Origin of the sequence: Streptomyces sp. HNM0574 (assembly GCF_012726235.1) — a bacterium.
Taxonomy (GTDB): domain Bacteria; phylum Actinomycetota; class Actinomycetes; order Streptomycetales; family Streptomycetaceae; genus Streptomyces.
In genome coordinates, this window is sequence record NZ_JAASAH010000011.1 from 1 (window position 1) to 16,856 (window position 16,856).

A 16,856-nucleotide genomic window follows, 5' to 3' on the forward strand; every position below is an offset into this window, starting at 1 on the left:
GCCGCGGCCCGCGCCTCCCCGAGCGCCCGGTACGCGGCCCGCCGCAGCGCCCGCCGCTCGGCCTCGCCGGGTTCACCGGCCGGGTCCGCCAGCACGTGCGCGACATAGGCGCGGGTGCGGTGCAGGGCCGCGGCCAGCCGCTGGCGGGGCCGGGCGTGCGGGGCCACCAGGAACGGCAGGTGCCCGGCCAGCAGCACGAGGGCGCAGGCGACGGCGGTGTGCGTGAGCCGCGGCCCGGCCGCACCGGTGTCGCCGACGGTGTGCAGCAGCGCCAGCACCAGGACGGTGACGACGCCGGTCTGGAACGCGAAGTGCCGCGTCGCCACCGGGATCAGCGCCCCCGCGACGGCGACCACCGGCACCGGCCAGCCCACGCCGGAAGGCAGGACCCCGTCCGCGACCGTGCCCAGCCCGGCGAAGACGAGCACTCCGGCGGCCGTCCCCGCGAAGCGGTTGACCACCCGGGAGAACAGCGGGCCCAGGTCCGGTTTCACCAGGAAGGCCGCCGTGACGGGCAGCCAGAACCAGTGCTCCGAGCCCAGCGTCAGCGCGACGGCCGCGCTGGCCGAGACGCAGACGGCCACCCGCAGCCCGTACTCCAGACCGGCCGGGCCGAGCGCGGTCCTGCGGTGACGCAGCGCCGGGTGCCGCGGGGAGGGCACCGCGTGCGGGTCGGCGCCGTCCCCGGCCGGGCGGCTCCGGCCGAAGACGACGGCGGCCTCCAGCAGCGTGCGGTCGAAGTGGCGGCTGGCCGCCGTCCCGGCGACCGGCGCGGGCAGCGGCCCCGGACGCCGCCCCTCGCGTACGGCGCGGGCCAGCCGGCGCGGCCCGTCGGCGACCCGGGACGGGAGCACCCGGCCCTCCCGCAGCAGCGCGACGGAGGCCTCGCACAGCGCCGTCGCCGCCGCGAGCCGCTCGGCGAACAGCAGCTCGGCGGGCCCGGCCCGGCGGACGGGGCGCAGCAGCCGGGTCAGCCGCAGCGCCTCGTCGGCGCGGTCGAGCGCGCCGGTCAGGCGGCGGCGCGCCGCCTCGGCCCCGGGGCGGCCGACGGCGTCGAGCGCGTCGGCGAGCGCGGTGAACACCTCGGCCAGCGCGGCCCGTTCACCGGGCAGCGCCCCGCCGGAGGGCCGGGGCGGCCGGAGGACGAGGCGCAGCGCGAGCAGCCAGCAGGCGCCGCCGAGGAAGCACAGCGCCTTGAACCAGGCGGCCCCGGGCAGCGGCATCCCGGCCCCGACGGTCGTGGTGACCAGCAGTTGCATGGCCGCCGCCGAGGAGACCGGCGTGGTGGCGCTGACCGCGCCGGAGAACAGCCCGAGCGCGAACAGCACGGGCACGGCCCACCAGGACGGGAGCCCGGGCGCGTTCAGCAGCGAACCGGCGCAGATACCGGCGGTGCCCGCGAGCGCGGGCAGCCCGATGTGCACGAGCCCGCGCCGCCGCGTCCCGGGACGGTCGTTGACCCCGGCGAGCATCGCGCCGAGTCCGGCGAGCACGCCGGCGGCCGGGTGCCCGGTGGCGAGCGCGAGGGCGAGCAGCGGGCCCGCGCCGAGCGCCCCGCGCCCGACGGCGGCCCAGGGCACGGGCGCCCGCTGCCAGCGCAGCGGATGCAGGAGCCAGGCGGGGGCGGGGCGGGACGTCGGGTCGGGTGCGGTGCGGGCTGACGTGCGGGGCACGGGCCTCCTCCGGGCGGCGCGGTGGCGGGCCGACGGGCGGCACCGGCCGGCGGCGTCTGCGTACGGCCGACGCTAGACGCCCCGTTTGTCCCGTCGACGGCCCCGGGGTTACGGGCACATTGCGGCCCGGCGGCCCGGCCCGCGCCCCGTCCCCGTTCACCCGGATGCCGTACCCGCCCCCCGGGCCCGTCGCCGCGCGGGCGGGGCGGGGTCCTGGCTCCGGGAAGCGACCGGCCGGGTGCGGGCACACGATGGGAGGTGCGTCAGCCGGACGTCAGCCGAGAACCGCTGCCGAAAGCCGCTGCGAGAACGTCAGCTCCCTCCGGAGGTAGAGCACCATGGCCGACAGCAACACGACCGCGGGCGAGCGCGGTACGACGACCATCTCCGACACCGTGGTCGCCAAGACCGCCGGTATCGCGGCCCGCGAGGTGAAGGGCGTGCACGCGCTGGGCGGCACGGCCTCCCAGATGATGGGCGCGGTCCGCCGACGGGTCGGCGGCGGCACGGACGTGACCCAGGGCGTCTCCGTCGAGGTGGGCCAGACCCAGGCCGCGGTCGATCTGAGCATCAAGGTCGACTACGGCGAGGCCATCCACAAGGTCGCCCAGAGCGTGCGGGACAACATCATCCGCACCGTGGAGCGGACCACCGGCCTGGAGGTCGTCGAGGTCAACATCCAGGTCACCGACGTCTACCTGGAGGGCTCGGACGACGAGGAGGAAGAGGAGAGCGGCGCCAAGCAGAGCGGCCGCTCGCTGGCGTAGCCAGGACCCCGGTCCGCCCTCCGGCACCGGCTGCCGCACCCCCGCGGCGGCCGGTGCCACGTCCGGCGTACTGCACCCATGTGGCAGTTTCCCGCCATACGTACTTTCTGTGAAGCTGAGAGAGCTCATGGTGACCGTCCCCTACATCAGGAGTACCCCGTGATCCTCTCCGTCTCCGGCGTCGTCCTGCTCGGCGTGATCGTCTTCCTCTTCTTCCGCAAGGACGGGCTCAAGCCCTCGCACGCGATCATCTGCGCGCTGTTCGGCTTCTACCTCGCGGGCACCGCCATCGCGCCCAGCATCAAGGCGGGCGGGGAGAGCCTCGCCAGCCTGCTCGGCGGCCTCAAGTTCTGACCCCCGCACAGCGGTTCCGCTTTCCGAGGAGGACCTGGTGACACGTTGGGCGCTGCCCCGCCCGCGCAACGGCGCTTCGCACGCGCTCGCCCGCGGACGGGACGCCGTACGGACCGGTGCCGACGGCGCGCTGGACGTCCTGCACCCGCTGATCGCCCTGGGCCGCGGCCTGGGGCGCTTGCTGTTGGCGGCGAGGCGCTGGTGGTCACGTACCCCGCAGGAGCGGCGCGGTCCCGTGCTGTTCCTCGCCGCGACGGCCGTGATCGTGGTGTGCCTGATGCCGTACGGGCCGACGATGGCGGTGCTCGGCGTGGTCGCGGCCGCCGCCTGGCACGGGCGCGGCACCCGCGAGCGGCCGGAGGACGAGGGCCCCGGCGAGGACGAACTGGCCCGGCTCCAGGGCGTGTACGAGGCGCTGGTGCCGTACTTCGCCGTGCCCGAGGACCCGCATCCGCACCCGCTGTACGCGCCGGGCGGCGACTGGGAGCGGGCGGTCGAGGAGTTCGCGTTCACGGACACGGGCCGGGTGGAGCGGCTGCTGCTGCGCTACCCGGCGCACTTCCGCGACGGCGAGGCCGACGAACGGCAGCGCGTGGAGCGGCTGCTCCGCGCGAAGTGCGGCCGGGAGCGCGAGTACCGCTTCCGCTGGGACGAGGAGCGGAACCGGCTGGAGATGGCCGTCCCCGAGCCGCTCCCCGCCGGTCTGGCCGCGCAGCGCTTCGTGACCGGTCCCGGCGAGATCGTGCTGGGCTTCACCGACGCGGACGCCGTCCGCCGCACCCTGCCCGTGCTGGACGAGGACGGCACCCGTGACGTGCCGCCGGTGGTCTGGCGCACCGGCACCCGCTCGACGGAACCGCACCTGCTGGCCGTGGGCGCCCCGGGCGCGGGGACGAGTTCCCTGCTCCGCTCGGTGGTGCTGCAGGCGCTGCGGCACGGGGACGTGGTGATCGTGGACGGCGGCGGCGCCGGTGAGTTCGCCTGCCTGGCCGGGCGCGGCGGGGTTTTGTCGGTGGAGTCCTCGCTGGCGGGCGCGGTGTCGGCGCTGGAGTGGGCGGTGCACGAGACCGAGCGGCGGCTGCTGACGGCGAGCCGGGCCCGGCAGGACGGCAGGCCGGTGCCGGACGACGCGCGGCGCCCGCTGTGGCTGGTGATCGACCGGCCGTCCGTGCTCAGCCACCTCGCGGAGGCGGAGGGGCGGCGGGACCCGCAGAGCCTGCTCCAGGTCCCGATGCGGCACGGGCGCGCGGCGAACGTGACGGTGGCGGTGGCCGAACAGTCCGACGGGCTGGACGGGCTGGGCCAGGCCGTCCGCGCGTACACCCGGGCGCGGGTGGTGCTCGGCCGGGTCCCGCGGGAGGAGGCCCGGGCCGTGCTCGGCGAGGCTCCCGGTTCGGCGCTCCCGGCCGACGCGCCTCCCGGCCGCGGCTTCGCCCGGCTCGGCCCCGGCGAGGTGCTCCGCCTCCAGGTCCCGGCGACCCCGGACCCGTACGACGAGACCGCCGGCGAGGCCGCCCGGGAGGCGGTCCTGGACCTGCTCCCGGACCGCTCCTCCCCCGAAGTCCCCGCGTCCGCCGAGGACTTGGCCACGGAGCAGGACCCGTACGAGGAGCACGCGCACGACCGTCCCGGCCCCCGCGAGGAGCCGGACGCGTACCAGGAGGAGGAGCCGGAGTCCGGGGCGTACGAGGAGGCGGCGCGGGCCGGGCACCGGATCTCGGCGCAGGCCCGGGTGACGTAGCGGCGCGTCAGGCGACGTAGGAGCGCGGGACGTCGGCGCCGGAGACCGCGCCGGTGCGGACGAGGTCGGCGGCGGCGGCCAGGCGGGCGGCGGCCTCGCGGGCGAGCGGTTCGCCGATGGTGAAGGGCAGCCGGACGTACCCCTCGAAGGCGCCGTCGATGCCGAAGCGCGGGCCGGACGGCACCCGCACCCCGAGCCGCTCCCCCGCCTCCGCGATGCGCGAGCCGGAGAGCCCGCCGGTGCGGGCCCAGAGGGTGAGCCCGCCGCGGGGCACGGTGAACTCCCAGTCGGGCAGCAGCTCGCGGACGGCGGCGACGAGCGCGTCCCGGTTGCCGCGCGCCCGGTCGCGGAGCTGGCCGACGGCGGGCTCCCAGCCGTCCCCCGTCATCAGGTGCGCGACGGCGAGCTGTTCGAGGACGGGGCTGCCGAGGTCGGCGTACGCGCGGGCGGCGACGAGGCTGCGGACGATGTCCGGCGCGGCCCGCACCCAGCCGATCCGCAGCCCGGCCCAGACCGACTTGCTGACGGTGCCGACGGTGATGACGCTGGACCCGCCCGGGTCGAAGGTGGCCAGTGGGCACGGGAGCCGGCCGCCGGGCCCCTCGTCGAAGGCGAGGTCGGCCATCGACTCGTCGGCGACGAGGACGGTGCCGGCCGCGCGGGCCGCGGCGACCAGATCGCGGCGCTGCTCGTCCGTGGCGAGCGAGCCGGTGGGGTTGTGGAAGTCGGGGACGACGTAGGCCATGCGCGGGGCGCTGTCCCGCAGCACCCGGCGCCACACCGGCAGGTCCCAGCCCGCGAGCTCGTCGGCGAGCGGGACGGGGACGAGGCGGGCGCCCGAATCCCGCAGCAGCTGGAGGACGTTGGCGTAGCTGGGGTGGTCGACGGCGACGCGTTCGCCGCGGGGGGCGATGAGCCGGGACAGCGCGGCGACGCCGCCCATCGCGCCGGTGGTGACCATGATCTGCTCGGGCATCGTCGGCACCCCGCGCGCCGTGTAGCGCTCGGCGAGCGCCTCGCGCAGCGAGGGGATGCCCGCCGGGTAGTCGCCGTGGGTGTGCGCGTACGGCGCGAGTTCGCCGAGCGCGGCCCGGAAGGCGGCGCTGAGGTGCGGTTCGGGCGCGGGCAGCGCGGCGCAGCCGAGGTCGATCATCGACCCGGCGGCCTCGGGCGGCAGCGGTTCGAGCCCGCGGGTGGGCACCGGGGCTCCGGCCGGGACGGCCGTCCAGCTGCCGGAGCCGCGCCGGGACTCCAGGAAGCCGTCGGCGCGGAGCGCCTCGAAGGCGGCGGCGACGGTGGTGCGGCTGACGCCGAGCGCGGCGGCGAGCTCGCGTTCGGCGGGGAGGCGGGTGGCGACGGGGACGCGGCCCTCGTGGATGAGCAGCCGGACGCCGTCCGCGAGCGAGCGGTAGGCGGGGACGCGGCGTCCGGGCTCGTCCTGCGCGGTGCGCTGGGAGGCGAGGAGCCGGGCGAGCTGCGGCGCGCCGACCGCCGAGGTCCACCGCGTCGTGGCGGGCGTCGTCATGCGGTCCACCTTTCGGGATTGGCCGTCGACGCGACGGGGCGCGGCGCGAATCGGCCTGGCTGCTTCGGGTCCAGCGTGTCACGGGCCGTGCGATTGGCGCCAGAAACGGCCGGGCCTCCCCCGGGCGTCGGCCGGGTGCCGGGCGCGGGCGATACTGCGGCGGTGAGACGAGTGACCCGGCCGGCGGCGCCCGGCGTACCCGAAGGCTCCCGGCATCCGTACCTGGCGGGGCCGGCCCCGCTGGCCTTCGCCCACCGGGGCGGCACGGCCGGCGGACTGGAGAACACCCGCGCGGCCTTCGCCTCGGCGGTCGCCCTGGGCTACCGGTACCTGGAGACGGACGTGCACGTCACGGCCGACGGCCGGCTCGTCGCGTTCCACGACACGACGCTGGACCGGGTCACCGACGGCACCGGGCGGATCGCCGCGCTGCCGTGGTCCGAGGTGCGGCAGGCGCGGGTCGCGGGCCGTGAACCGGTGCCGCTGATGCGGGAGTTGCTGGCCGAGTTCCCCGGGGCCCGCTGGAACATCGACGTCAAGACCGAGGCCGCGCTCGCGCCGCTGCTGGAGCTGCTGGCGGAGCAGGACGCCTGGCACCGGGTGTGCGTGGGCTCCTTCGACGAGCGCCGCGTCGTCCGGGCCCAGCGGCTGGCGGGCCCGCGCCTGGCGACCTCGTTCGGCACCCGCGGCGTGCTGGGCCTGCGGCTGCGCTCCTGGCGGCTGCCGACGGCGGTACGGGCCGACGCGGTCTGCGTCCAGGTCCCCGAACGGCATGCGGGGGTGCGGGTGGTGGACCGCGCGTTCGTACGGACCGCGCACGCCCGCGGGCTCCAGGTGCACGTGTGGACGGTCAACGACCGCGAGCGGATGCGGGCGCTTCTGGACCTCGGGGTGGATGGCATCATGACCGATCACACAAGAACACTGCGTGCGGTGCTGACCGAGCGGGGGGCCTGGCCCGGCTGACCGCTGCCGCGAGGGTGTGCGTGACAGGCGGCGGAGCGAGGGGGCAGGGGTGACGGCGGTCGCGACCGAGGCGGGGGACGGCACACAGGAGCGGCGCAGGGAACAGCGCGGCTGGTACTTCTACGACTGGGCGGTCTCGGTCTTCTCGACCAGCGTCCTCACGGTGTTCCTCGGCCCGTACCTGACGGAGGTCGCGAAGGCGGCCGCCGACGCCGACGGCTTCGTCCACCCGCTGGGCCTCCCGGTCCGCGCCGGCTCCTTCTTCGCGTACGCGGTGTCGGCCTCGGTGCTGCTCTCGGTGCTGGTGATGCCGCTGGCCGCGGCCGTCGCCGACCGCACGGGCCGGAAGAAACCGCTGCTGGGCGCCTCGGCGTACGTGGGCGCTGCCGCGACCTGCGGGATGTTCTTCCTCGGCGGGGACCGCTATCTGCTGGGCGGCGCGCTGCTGATCGTCGCGAACGTCGCCCTCGCCGTGTCGATGGTGCTCTACAACGCCTTCCTGCCGCAGATAGCCGAGCCCGGGGAACGGGACGCCGTCTCGGCCCGCGGCTGGGCGTACGGCTACGCGGCCGGTGCGCTGGTGCTGCTGGTGAACCTGGCGCTGTTCCTCGGGCACGAGACGCTCGGCGTGACGGAGTCGGCCGCGGTCCGGATCTGTCTCGCCTCGGCGGGCGTGTGGTGGGCGGTGTTCGCACTTGTCCCGCTGCTCCGCCTCCGGGACCGCCCGGCCGCGGCACACGTCCCCGGCGGTTCCCGCGGCGGCTGGCGCCAGCTCGCCGGGACCTTGCGCGACCTGCGGCGCTACCCGCTGACGCTGCTGTTCCTGGTCGCGTACCTGCTCTACAACGACGGCATCCAGACCGTCATCACCCAGGCGTCCGTCTTCGGCTCCGAGGAGCTGGGCCTCGGGCAGACCACGCTGATCGCGGCGGTCCTGCTCGTCCAGATCCTGGCCGTCGCGGGCGCCCTGCTCATGGGCAGGCTGGCCGCACGGTACGGGGCGAAGCGGACGATCCTCGGCTCGCTCGTCGCCTGGACGCTCACCGTGGCCGCCGGGTACGCGCTGCCCGCCGGGGTCCCGGCCTGGTTCTTCGGGCTGGCCTGCGGGATCGGGCTGGTGCTCGGCGGGAGTCAGGCGCTGTCCCGCTCGCTGTTCTCCCAGCTCGTCCCGGCCGGCCGGGAGGCCGAGTACTTCGCGCTGTACGAGATCAGCGACCGGGGCACCAGCTGGCTCGGCCCGCTGCTGTTCGGCCTCGCGTACCAGCTGACCGGCAGCTACCGGGTGGCGATCCTCTCCCTGGTGCTGTTCTTCGCGCTGGGGTTCCTGCTGCTGTGGCTGGTGCCGGTGCGTAAGGCCGCGGCCGCGGTGGGCAACACGGATCCGGGCCGGATTTAGACGGTGGCAGGCGAGCCCGGTAGTGTACGCCCTTGGCTCACCGGATGGACCGTTACTGCACGCTCAGGGCTTGTGAACCCCGGGTGACATCCCCTGTCAGATGTGACAATCCGGACACCGGTGGGTATCGCATATTCGAGGAAGCGGCGGCACGACGGGCGACGCATGTCCCAGCACGGGAATCATCACCGCCGACCGGACGTTGACCGGATGACGACGACAGCGACATCTGTCCTGTGGGCGACCAGCCCGGGAGGCACGAATTCATGAGTGAGCGAGCTCTGCGCGGCACGCGACTCGTGGTGACCAGCTACGAGACCGACCGCGGAATCGACCTGGCACCCCGCCAGGCCGTGGAGTACGCATGCCAGAACGGACATCAGTTTGAGATGCCGTTCTCGGTAGAGGCCGAGATCCCCACCGAGTGGGAGTGCAAGGTGTGCGGAGCACAGGCACTTCTCGTCGACGGTGAGGGACCGGAGGAGAAGAAGGGCAAGCCCGCGCGTACGCACTGGGACATGCTCATGGAGCGGCGCACCCGAGAGGAGCTCGAGGAGGTGCTGGCCGAGCGGCTGGCCGTACTCCGCTCCGGCACCATGAACCTCGCGGTGCACCCTCGCGAAGGCAACGGCAACAGCAAGAAGAAGTCCGCCTGAGCGGACTCCGCCGAGCGCGACACGGCGAGAGGGCCGAAGGTCACGATCAGTGACCCCGGCCCTCTCGCCGTCTTCGTGTCGGCACCCCTCAGCCGCGGGGCGGTTCGTCCTCGCGTACGACCGAGCCCTCGATGACCTCGCCCTCGACGACCTTGCCGTCGGGCCGGTGGATGCGCATCTGTTCCTCGGCGGTGCGCGCCTGCTGGTAGGCGTCGCCCAGTGAGCCGGGCGCGAAGGCGCCGCGCCGCTCGAACCAGCCGCGGGTGAGGCGGCGCATCAGCGCGGCGGTCGGCGGGAAGAGGCACAGCAGCCCGGCGACGTCCGAGACCAGCCCGGGCACCATGATCAGCAGGCCGCCGAGCATGGCCAGCGCGTTCCCGCCCCGCGTGCGGGACTGCTCGCCGCCCGCGCTCTCGTCCGGCTTCCCCTGGGACTGGGCCTGGGCCTTCTGCACGGCGTCGGTCAGGTTGCTCCAGGCCCGGCGTCCGGCGCGCTTGATGGCCACGGCGCCGAGGACGAAGCCCGCGACGATCAGCAGCAGCACGGTCAGTCCGCCGGCCGCCTCCGCGACCAGCGTGAACAGCCAGATCTCCAGCAGGGCCCAGGCCGCGACCCCCAGCGGGATCAGACCGCGGGCGCTCAGGCGACGGCGGCCGCCGGGCCCTTCCGGCGTACTGCCCGGGCCGCCGGGCCCGCCGTCCTGTCCCGGCCGCTCACGCGGCTGCTCCTGCGGGTACGGTGCACGCGAGTTCATGCTTCAAGTGTGCCTGCGGCCCAGGATTTTCTTCACCCGGCCCTCGACTCCCCAGGCGGTGACCCGCCACAGCGCCTCGGCGACGATGTCGCGGCTCATCTTGGAGTTGCCGCGCTCCCGCTCGACGAAGGTGATGGGCACCTCGACGACCCGGTACCCGGCGCGTACCGCGCGGTGCGCCAGGTCGACCTGGAAGCAGTAGCCCTGGGAGGCGACGTCCTCCATCCCGAGCCCCTCCAGCGTCTCGCGGCGGAAGGCGCGGAAGCCGCCCGTCACGTCCCGCAGCGGCACGTCCAGCAGCAGCCGGGAGTACGTGCTGCCGCCGCGGGAGAGGAGTTCGCGGGTGCGGGGCCAGTTGACGACCCGGCCGCCGGCGATCCAGCGGGAGCCGAGGACGAGGTCGGCGCCCTTGAGCGCGGTCAGCAGCCGGTGCAGTTCCTCCGGCTGGTGCGAGCCGTCGGCGTCCATCTCGACGAGGACGCCGTAGTCGCGCGCGATGCCCCAGCGGAAGCCCGCGAGGTAGGCGGCGCCGAGGCCCTCCTTGGCGGTGCGGTGGAGGACGTGGACGCTGTCGTCGCGGGCCGCGAGCTCGTCCGCGAGCTTGCCCGTGCCGTCGGGGCTGTTGTCGTCCGCGACGAGGACGTGCGCGTCCGGCACGGCCGAACGGAGCCTGGACACCACGTTCTTGAGGTTGTCCGCCTCGTTGTACGTCGGGATGATCACCAGCGTCGTACCGAGCGGGCCACGCTCGCCCGGTTCTCCACCGTCCGTCATTTCTGCCGCCCCTCCTGCCCCGCGGGCCGTCCCGGTGTGCCGTCGGCTGCCGGCGCAGCCGTCCGCCCCGCCCGCGCTGCGGCCTCGGACCGCCGCTTCCGGCCGACGATCCAGGCGCCCGCGCAGGACAGGACGCCCACCATAGCGAGGACCCACTCCGGTGCGGCCCCGACGCGGTCGGCGAGTGTCTTCTCGTCCCGCAGGGGGAGTTCGGCGGTGAGGACGTCGCGGGTGAACTCCTCGGTGCGCTGGAGCACCTTCCCGTCGGGGCTGACGACGGCGCTGATCCCGCTGGGCGCCGCGGTGACGACGGCGCGGCCGTGCTCGATCGCGCGCAGCTTGGACATCACCAACTGCTGCTCGGGCTGGCCGGTTTCGCCGTAGGTGGCGTTGTTGGTCTGCACGACGAGGGCGCGGGCACCGGCGTTGACGGTCTCGCGGGGGATCTCGTCGTAGGCGACCTCGAAGCAGATGACGTCGCCGAGGCGGGCCGGGCCGGTCTGGAGGACGCCGGTCTCGTCGCCGGGCCAGAAGTCGCGGGGCACCCGGTCCAGCCGCGTGATCACCTTGCTCAGCTGGTCGCGGAAGGGGACGTACTCGCCGAAGGGAACGGGGTGTTGCTTGGTGTAGGAGTCGCCGGGGCCCTTCTTCGGGTCCCAGACGATGCCCTGGTTCTCGACGTACCCCTCCTTCGTCGGGTGGTCGACGAGCGCGCCGACGAGGATGGGGACGCCGACGGCGCGGGCCGCCTGGTCGATCCGGGCGCGGGCCTCGGGCCACTGGTACGGGTCGAGGTCCGAGGCGTTCTCCGGCCAGATGACGAGTTCGGGCTGCTCCTCCTTGCCCTGCTTCACCTTCTCGGCGAGGTCGAGCGTCGCGTCGACGTGGTTGTCGAGGATCTTCATCGGGCGGCCGAGGAAGTCCATGCCGGGCTGTTCGACGTTGCCCTGCACCACGGCGATCCGCGCGGTGTCCGCGGCGTCCGTCGGCACCGGCACCGCGTACCCGGCGACGGTCACCACGCCGGCCAGCAGCAGCGAGCCGGCGGCGGGCGCGTGGCGGCGCAGCCCCCGGGGCGTGCCGGCGGCCTCCGTCCCGGCCCGCTCCCCGCCCGTGCGCCGGTTCCGCCACCGGGTGACGGCGGCCCGTACGCCGGGGAGCGCGAAGGCGGCGAGGAGCGAGGCGGTGAGGGCCACGGCGAAGGTGACGAGCGGGGCGCCGCCGAGCGCGGCCAACGGGGTGTACGGCGAGCCGGTGTTGGCGAACGCGAGCCTGCCCCAGGGGAATCCGCCGAACGGCGTGCGGTCCCGCGCCCACTCCTCGGCGACCCACAGGCAGGCGCCCCACAGCGGCCACAGCGGCAGCCGGGACGTCACGGCGAGGGCCGCGCCGAGGGCGGCGAGGAAGAGGGATTCGAGGAACGCCAGTCCCAACACCGCGTCCCAGCCCACGACATGGAGCCACTTCAGCAGGACGGTGAAGAACGGCCAGCCGAACGCCAGCCCCGTCCAGGCCCCTTGGCGTGCCCGCCTGCCCCGGGTGAGCAGCGCGAGCGCGGCGACGGCGAGCAGCGACAGCGGCCACAGCCCGTACGGCGGGAAGGCCAGCGCGAGGGCGACGCCCGCGAGCACCGCGCCGAGCGTGCGCGGCAGTTCGCGCCGGATCAGCCGGGCGGTGCGGCCGAGCCGTCCGGGGCGGGCGGTGGTGTCCGCGGCTTCCGGCGCTGCGGGCTCGCCGTCCGGCGCGGGCTCGTCGGCGGCCGGGGGCTCCTCGGCGGCGCGGCCGCGCCGGTCGTCCCGTTCACGGCGGGTGAGCGGGGAGTTCCGCCCGGTGTGCGGTCCGCCGTCGGCGGGACCGCCGGGGCGGGATGCGGCGGTGGCGTCGGGGCCCGATGGCACGGTCGCGGCCTTCCTGCAGGTCGTGCGGTGGTGTGGTGACCGTACAACGGGGAGGGGCGTGCGCGGGGCGCGGGTGCGCGGGGCCGGGGCCGCTTGGAGCGGCGAGGAGAGGAGGCGCGGGCCGCCGTGGCGGCCGCGAGGCTACGGATGGGGGCCCGGCACCCTTCGGGCCGACCTGGGGCTCGCTGGCTGCGAGTCGACCGAAAGCCGTTGTCTACTGAGCATCCGGGCCCCATCCGGGTCACACCCGCCGGCCGGCTAAAACCCTTCCGCCCCCGTGCCGCGGGCACTGGACCTGGCTCCCAGCGGTGGTGCGCCGGTGCGGCACACCACCCCGTGGCCCAGCGACGTTCGACTACTGCGCGGAAGTCCGCCGGCCGGACGACCTGTGGTGGACTCGGCCGAACCTACCCGGCGACGGGCGCCGCCTGTCAACACTCCTTTGACCTGCGGAGTTTCACCAAATCAGCAGGTCAGTGCGGAACCGGCGACGGCGGACCGACAGGCGCAGGGGACATCGTTCGGCCTACGCTCCGCGCCGCGTTCACTCGTTCGGCCGCTCGAAGACGGTCCGTCCCGCGACCACCGTCCGCAGACAGAGCGGGAGTTGGGCACCCGGCGTGAGTTCGGGCAGGCCCGGGGTTCCGGAGCGCGGGTCGGTCGACCAGTTCGCGACGCGGGTGTCGGGCGTCTGCACGACGAGCGCTCCGGTCTGCCAGACCGCGTAGTCGGCGGGTGCGCCGGGCACCAGGACGCCCGCGTCGTCCCGGCCCACGGCACGCCAACCGCCCCTGGTGTGCGCGGTGAAGGCGCCGCGTACGGAGATGCGGTGCTCGGGGGTGCGGTGGAAGGCTGCGGCGCGGATGGTGCCCCAGGGGTCGAGCGGGGTGACGGGGCTGTCGGAGCCCATCGCCAGTGGCACGCCCGCGCGTTGGAGCGCCGCGTACGGGTTGAGGGTGCGGGCGCGGTCGGCGCCGAGGCGGGTGGCGTACATGCCGTCCTCGCCGCCCCAGGCCGCGTCGAAGGCGGGCTGGACGGAGGCGGTGAGGGCAAGTTCGGCGAAGGCGGCCACGGTGTGCTCGTCGAGCATCTCGGCGTGTTCGACGCGGTGCCTGGCGGCGCGGACGCGGGCGAGGCCGACGCGTTCGGCGGCGGCGCGGACGCCCTCGGTGACGGCGAGGTTGGCCGCGTCCCCGATGGCGTGGAAGCCCGCCTGGAGCCCGGCCTCGGTGCAGGCGGCGACGTGCGCGGCGACGGCCTCGGCGTCGAGGTGGGCGGTGCCGTGGTGCGGGGCGTCCGCGTACGGCTCGCACAGGTGGGCGGTGTGGGAGCCGAGGGAGCCGTCGACGAACAGGTCGCCGGCGGCGCCGACGGCGCCGAGCGCGCGGACGCGGGCGGCGTCGGCGGGCGAGGTCACGGGCTCGGCCCAGTAGCCGTGGACGCGGGGGCCGGGGGTCTCGGCGGCGAGGGCGAGGAGGGCGGTGAAGTCCTCCTCGCTGGAGATTCCGGGGCCTGCGCATTCGTGAACGGAACCGATGCCGAGCGAGGCCGCGCGGTGCAGCGCGGTGCGCTGGGCCTCGGTGCGCTGGGCCGCGGTGAGGGTGGCGTGCGCGGCGTCCCGTACGGCGTGGTGCGCGTCGCCGGTGAGCGGCTGGTCCGGCGCGTACCCCTCGGCCTCGGTGACGCCGGGGACGAGGTCGAGGAGCGCGGTGGTGGCGAGCGCGGAGTGCACGTCGGCGCGGCTCAGGTACAGGGGGCGGCCGCCGGTGGCCTCGTCGAGCTCGGCGTGCGAGGGGTGGCGGCGCTCCGGCCAGGCGGTGGCGTCCCAGCCGTGGCCGAGCAGGACGCGGTCGCCGGGGCGCGCCTCGGCGTGCGCGCGGACGCGGGCGAGCGCGTCGGCCAGGGTGCGGGTTCCGGTGAGGTCGAGCCCGGTGAGCGCGAGGCCCGTCGCCGTCGTGTGCACGTGTGCGTCCGTGAACGCGGGGGTGACGAGGGCGCCGTCGAGGTGGACCGTCTCGTCGACCCCGTCGGCGAACGAGTCCGCCGCTCCCTCGGAGCCGACCCAGGCGACGCGGTCCCCCTCGACGACCATGGCGGTGGCGAAGGGATCGGCGGGGCTGTGCACCTCGCCTCCGCGCAGCAGGACGGTACGGGGTGCGGTGGGGCCGGGGTCGGTGCGCTCGCTCATGGGGAACAGTTTCCCGCTCGCCCGCGACGTCCCGGCGCCCGGGGTCGGCCGCCGCGCTCCGCCCGCGGGTCAGATGCGGGGCGGGCGGGCCTCGTACGGGGTGGACAGGACGACGGTGGTGCGGGTCGAGACGCCGGAGAGGGAGCGGATGCGGGCCAGCAGGTGCTCCAGCTCGATGGGCGTGGCGACGCGGACCTTGAGGATGTAGTTCTCGTCCCCGGCCACGCTGTGGCACGCCTCGATCTCGGGCACCTCGGCGAGCCGGTCGGCGATGTCGTCGGGCGCGCTCGGGTCGAAGGGTTTGACCGAGATGAAGGCCGTCAGCGGCAGCCCCACCGACTCGGGGTCGACGAGAGCCGCGTAGCCGCGGATGACACCGCGCTGCTCCAGCCTGCGCACCCGCTGGTGCACGGCCGAGGTGGACAGGCCGGTGGCCTTGCCCAGGTCGGTGTAGCTCATCCGCCCGTCCTTGACGAGCAGTTCCACGATGTGCCGGTCGAGTTCCTCCACGGCACAGAAACCTACCGTGCACCTCCCCCGGGGACACAGCCGAGCTCCGGCCACGGCCCCCGCGAGGGGTGCACAGGGCCGGAGCGTCGGCGGTGCGGCGCCGGTCAGCCGAGCCGGGCGGCCAGCGAGCGCATCAGGCGGATCTCGGAGCGCTGGCCCTCGGCCATGCCGCGGGCGAGGCGGACGACGGGCTCCGGAGCGGAGCCCTCGCGTACGCCCTCGGCCATGTGCACGCCGCCGCGGTGGTGTTCCGTCATCAGCTTCAGGAACAGCCGGTCGGCGGCGGTGCCGGAGGTCCGGTCGAGGGCGGTCATCTCGTCGCGGGTGGCCATGCCCGGCATGAGGACGCCCTGCCGCCGCTCGGCCGGTCCCGGCGGCGGCATGTGCATCCAGGCCATCGCGGGGCGGCTGGAGGTGGGGGTGCGGCCCCACAGGTCGAGCCAGCCGAGCATCATGCCGCGCTGTGCCGCCTGGGTCTGCGCGATGTCGTAGGCGAGGGTGCGTACCCGCTCGTCGGCGCCGTTGCGCAGGACGCGGAAGGACATCTCGACGGCCTGCTGGTGGTGCACGGCCATGTCGCGGGAGAAGCCGACGGCGACGGAGTCCTCGGCCGGGACCGTCAGCGTCCGGCCCTGTCCGGCGGACTGCCCGGTGCCGGGCGCCTGGCCGGTCGTGCGGGCCTCGGAGCCCGGCGAGAGCGCGGCGCCGGTCAGCAGCGCCGCGACGAGGGCGAGCCCGCCCGCGACGGTCAGCACCGGCCGGACCGAGCGCGCGGGCTCGGCGGCCGCTCCCCCGTCCCCGGCGCCGTCCGGGTGCGGGGGCGCGGGGGTGGCGGGCGCGGCGGGGACCGGGGGCGGGGCCGGGGTGGCGGCGGGCGCGACCGTGGGGGCGGCCGAGGGGGCGGCGCGGGTCATGGGCGTCACGGCGTGGCCCTGCCTCCGGTTACGGGGGCGCCCTGCTCGGGCGTCTGCGGCCCCTGGACGTAGGCGTCGAAGAACTGGTCGACGCGGCGGTCGTCGGCGGAGCGCAGCGACAACTGGTGGCCCCACGCGGTGAGTTTGACGGGGCTGTCCTGTCCGGGCACGGGGCTCATGAAGCGGTACGGGACGCCCTCGACCTTGGCCTTGAGCGCCTTGACGTCCGCGGCGTCGGCCCGGTCGGAGTAGGTGACCCAGACGGCGCCGTGCTCCAGGGTGTGCACGGCGTGCTCGTTGCGCACGGGCTCGGTGTAGACGTCGCCGTCGGCGTTCTGCCAGGTGGGGTGGTGCCGGCCGCCGGCCGGGGGCGTGGGGCCGCCGGAGTAGTCGACGCGACCCTCGGTGTGCTCGCGGCTGAGCCCCCGGTAGACCTTCTCGCCCTTGACGTTGGCCCGGTCCGGGTCGACGCGGCGGTCGCCGCCGGGCGCGGGGGCCTCGGCGGCGCTGCCCTGCCGGGACTCCGAACTGCCGCTCTCCGCCGTCGGGTTGGCCGTCACGGCGGTGCTCACGCCGACGACGGCGACGGTGGCGGCGGCCATGACGGTGGCCCGGAGCGGGGTGCTCAGCCGCGGGCGCCGGCCGGGGTCCGCTCCGGGTGACGTGCCGGGCGGTGTGCCGTCGTCCTGCGGCGCTCCTGAGGGGTTCGGGTGTTCGTACGACATGGGACTCCCCTGGGT

15 protein-coding genes are annotated in these 16,856 nt (G+C 75.6%); 6 read left to right on the forward strand and 9 right to left on the reverse strand.

Features of this window, described 5'->3' with window-relative positions; translation table 11 throughout:
* A partial coding sequence (locus tag HCC30_RS18855) for an FUSC family protein (RefSeq protein WP_169443776.1) occupies positions 1-1,673 on the reverse strand: 1,673 nt, incomplete at its 3' end.
* 338 nt (positions 1,674-2,011) lie between these two features.
* Between HCC30_RS18855 and HCC30_RS18860 the strand changes: the two genes are divergently transcribed.
* The 3 genes from HCC30_RS18860 (at position 2,012) to HCC30_RS18870 (ending at position 4,535) form a co-directional block, all read left to right on the forward strand.
* A complete protein-coding gene (locus HCC30_RS18860) occupies positions 2,012-2,440 on the forward strand; it encodes an Asp23/Gls24 family envelope stress response protein (protein WP_169443777.1) in 429 nt (142 codons plus the stop codon).
* Positions 2,441-2,599: 159 nt separating this feature from the next.
* Entirely contained in the window at positions 2,600-2,794 is a 195-nt protein-coding gene (locus HCC30_RS18865; protein ID WP_169443778.1) for a hypothetical protein, read from the forward strand.
* Between the two features lie 37 nt (positions 2,795-2,831).
* The gene (locus tag HCC30_RS18870) at positions 2,832-4,535 is read left to right on the forward strand and encodes a hypothetical protein (RefSeq protein WP_346776692.1); all 1,704 of its coding nucleotides are present in this window, start codon (positions 2,832-2,834) and stop codon (positions 4,533-4,535) included.
* A 7-nt stretch (positions 4,536-4,542) separates the two neighbouring features.
* Here the strand turns inward: HCC30_RS18870 and HCC30_RS18875 are convergent, their stop codons facing one another.
* Positions 4,543-6,060, reverse strand: coding sequence for a PLP-dependent aminotransferase family protein (locus tag HCC30_RS18875; protein ID WP_169443779.1), 1,518 nt, complete (start codon positions 6,058-6,060; stop codon positions 4,543-4,545).
* Positions 6,061-6,222: 162 nt separating this feature from the next.
* On the opposite strand from HCC30_RS18875, the gene HCC30_RS18880 reads away from it, so the two are divergent.
* The 3 genes from HCC30_RS18880 to HCC30_RS18890 all read left to right on the forward strand — a co-directional run bounded on the left by HCC30_RS18880 (position 6,223) and on the right by HCC30_RS18890 (position 9,078).
* Complete coding sequence (locus HCC30_RS18880; RefSeq protein ID WP_346776693.1) at positions 6,223-7,026, forward strand: glycerophosphodiester phosphodiesterase; 804 nt, start codon at positions 6,223-6,225, stop codon at positions 7,024-7,026.
* Between the two features lie 49 nt (positions 7,027-7,075).
* A complete protein-coding gene (locus HCC30_RS18885; protein ID WP_169443780.1) occupies positions 7,076-8,422 on the forward strand; it encodes an MFS transporter in 1,347 nt (448 codons plus the stop codon).
* 266 nt (positions 8,423-8,688) lie between these two features.
* Positions 8,689-9,078: an RNA polymerase-binding protein RbpA gene (locus HCC30_RS18890; RefSeq protein WP_169443781.1), complete on the forward strand. Its 390-nt coding sequence runs from the start codon at positions 8,689-8,691 to the stop codon at positions 9,076-9,078.
* Between the two features lie 88 nt (positions 9,079-9,166).
* Here HCC30_RS18890 and fxsA read toward each other — a convergent pair whose 3' ends face one another.
* The 7 genes from fxsA to HCC30_RS18925 form a co-directional block, all read right to left on the reverse strand.
* Positions 9,167-9,832, reverse strand: a complete 666-nt coding sequence (gene fxsA / locus HCC30_RS18895) for an FxsA family membrane protein (RefSeq protein ID WP_169443782.1) — start codon at positions 9,830-9,832, stop codon at positions 9,167-9,169.
* A gap of 3 nt (positions 9,833-9,835) precedes the next feature.
* Entirely contained in the window at positions 9,836-10,606 is a 771-nt protein-coding gene (locus HCC30_RS18900) for a polyprenol monophosphomannose synthase (RefSeq protein WP_169443783.1), read from the reverse strand.
* Positions 10,603-12,504: an apolipoprotein N-acyltransferase gene (gene lnt / locus HCC30_RS18905; RefSeq protein ID WP_169443784.1), complete on the reverse strand. Its 1,902-nt coding sequence runs from the start codon at positions 12,502-12,504 to the stop codon at positions 10,603-10,605. Before lnt ends, HCC30_RS18900 begins: the two co-directional genes overlap by 4 nt.
* 544 nt (positions 12,505-13,048) lie before the next feature.
* Complete coding sequence (locus HCC30_RS18910; RefSeq protein WP_169443785.1) at positions 13,049-14,692, reverse strand: amidohydrolase; 1,644 nt, start codon at positions 14,690-14,692, stop codon at positions 13,049-13,051.
* Positions 14,693-14,761: 69 nt separating this feature from the next.
* Positions 14,762-15,202: an Lrp/AsnC family transcriptional regulator gene (locus HCC30_RS18915; protein ID WP_169443786.1), complete on the reverse strand. Its 441-nt coding sequence runs from the start codon at positions 15,200-15,202 to the stop codon at positions 14,762-14,764.
* A gap of 104 nt (positions 15,203-15,306) precedes the next feature.
* Positions 15,307-16,116 (reverse strand): DUF305 domain-containing protein, encoded by an 810-nt coding sequence (locus tag HCC30_RS18920; protein WP_169443935.1) that lies wholly within the window; start codon positions 16,114-16,116, stop codon positions 15,307-15,309.
* A 5-nt stretch (positions 16,117-16,121) separates the two neighbouring features.
* Positions 16,122-16,841 (reverse strand): DUF3105 domain-containing protein, encoded by a 720-nt coding sequence (locus HCC30_RS18925; protein WP_240979717.1) that lies wholly within the window; start codon positions 16,839-16,841, stop codon positions 16,122-16,124.
* Positions 16,842-16,856 lie beyond the last annotated feature (15 nt).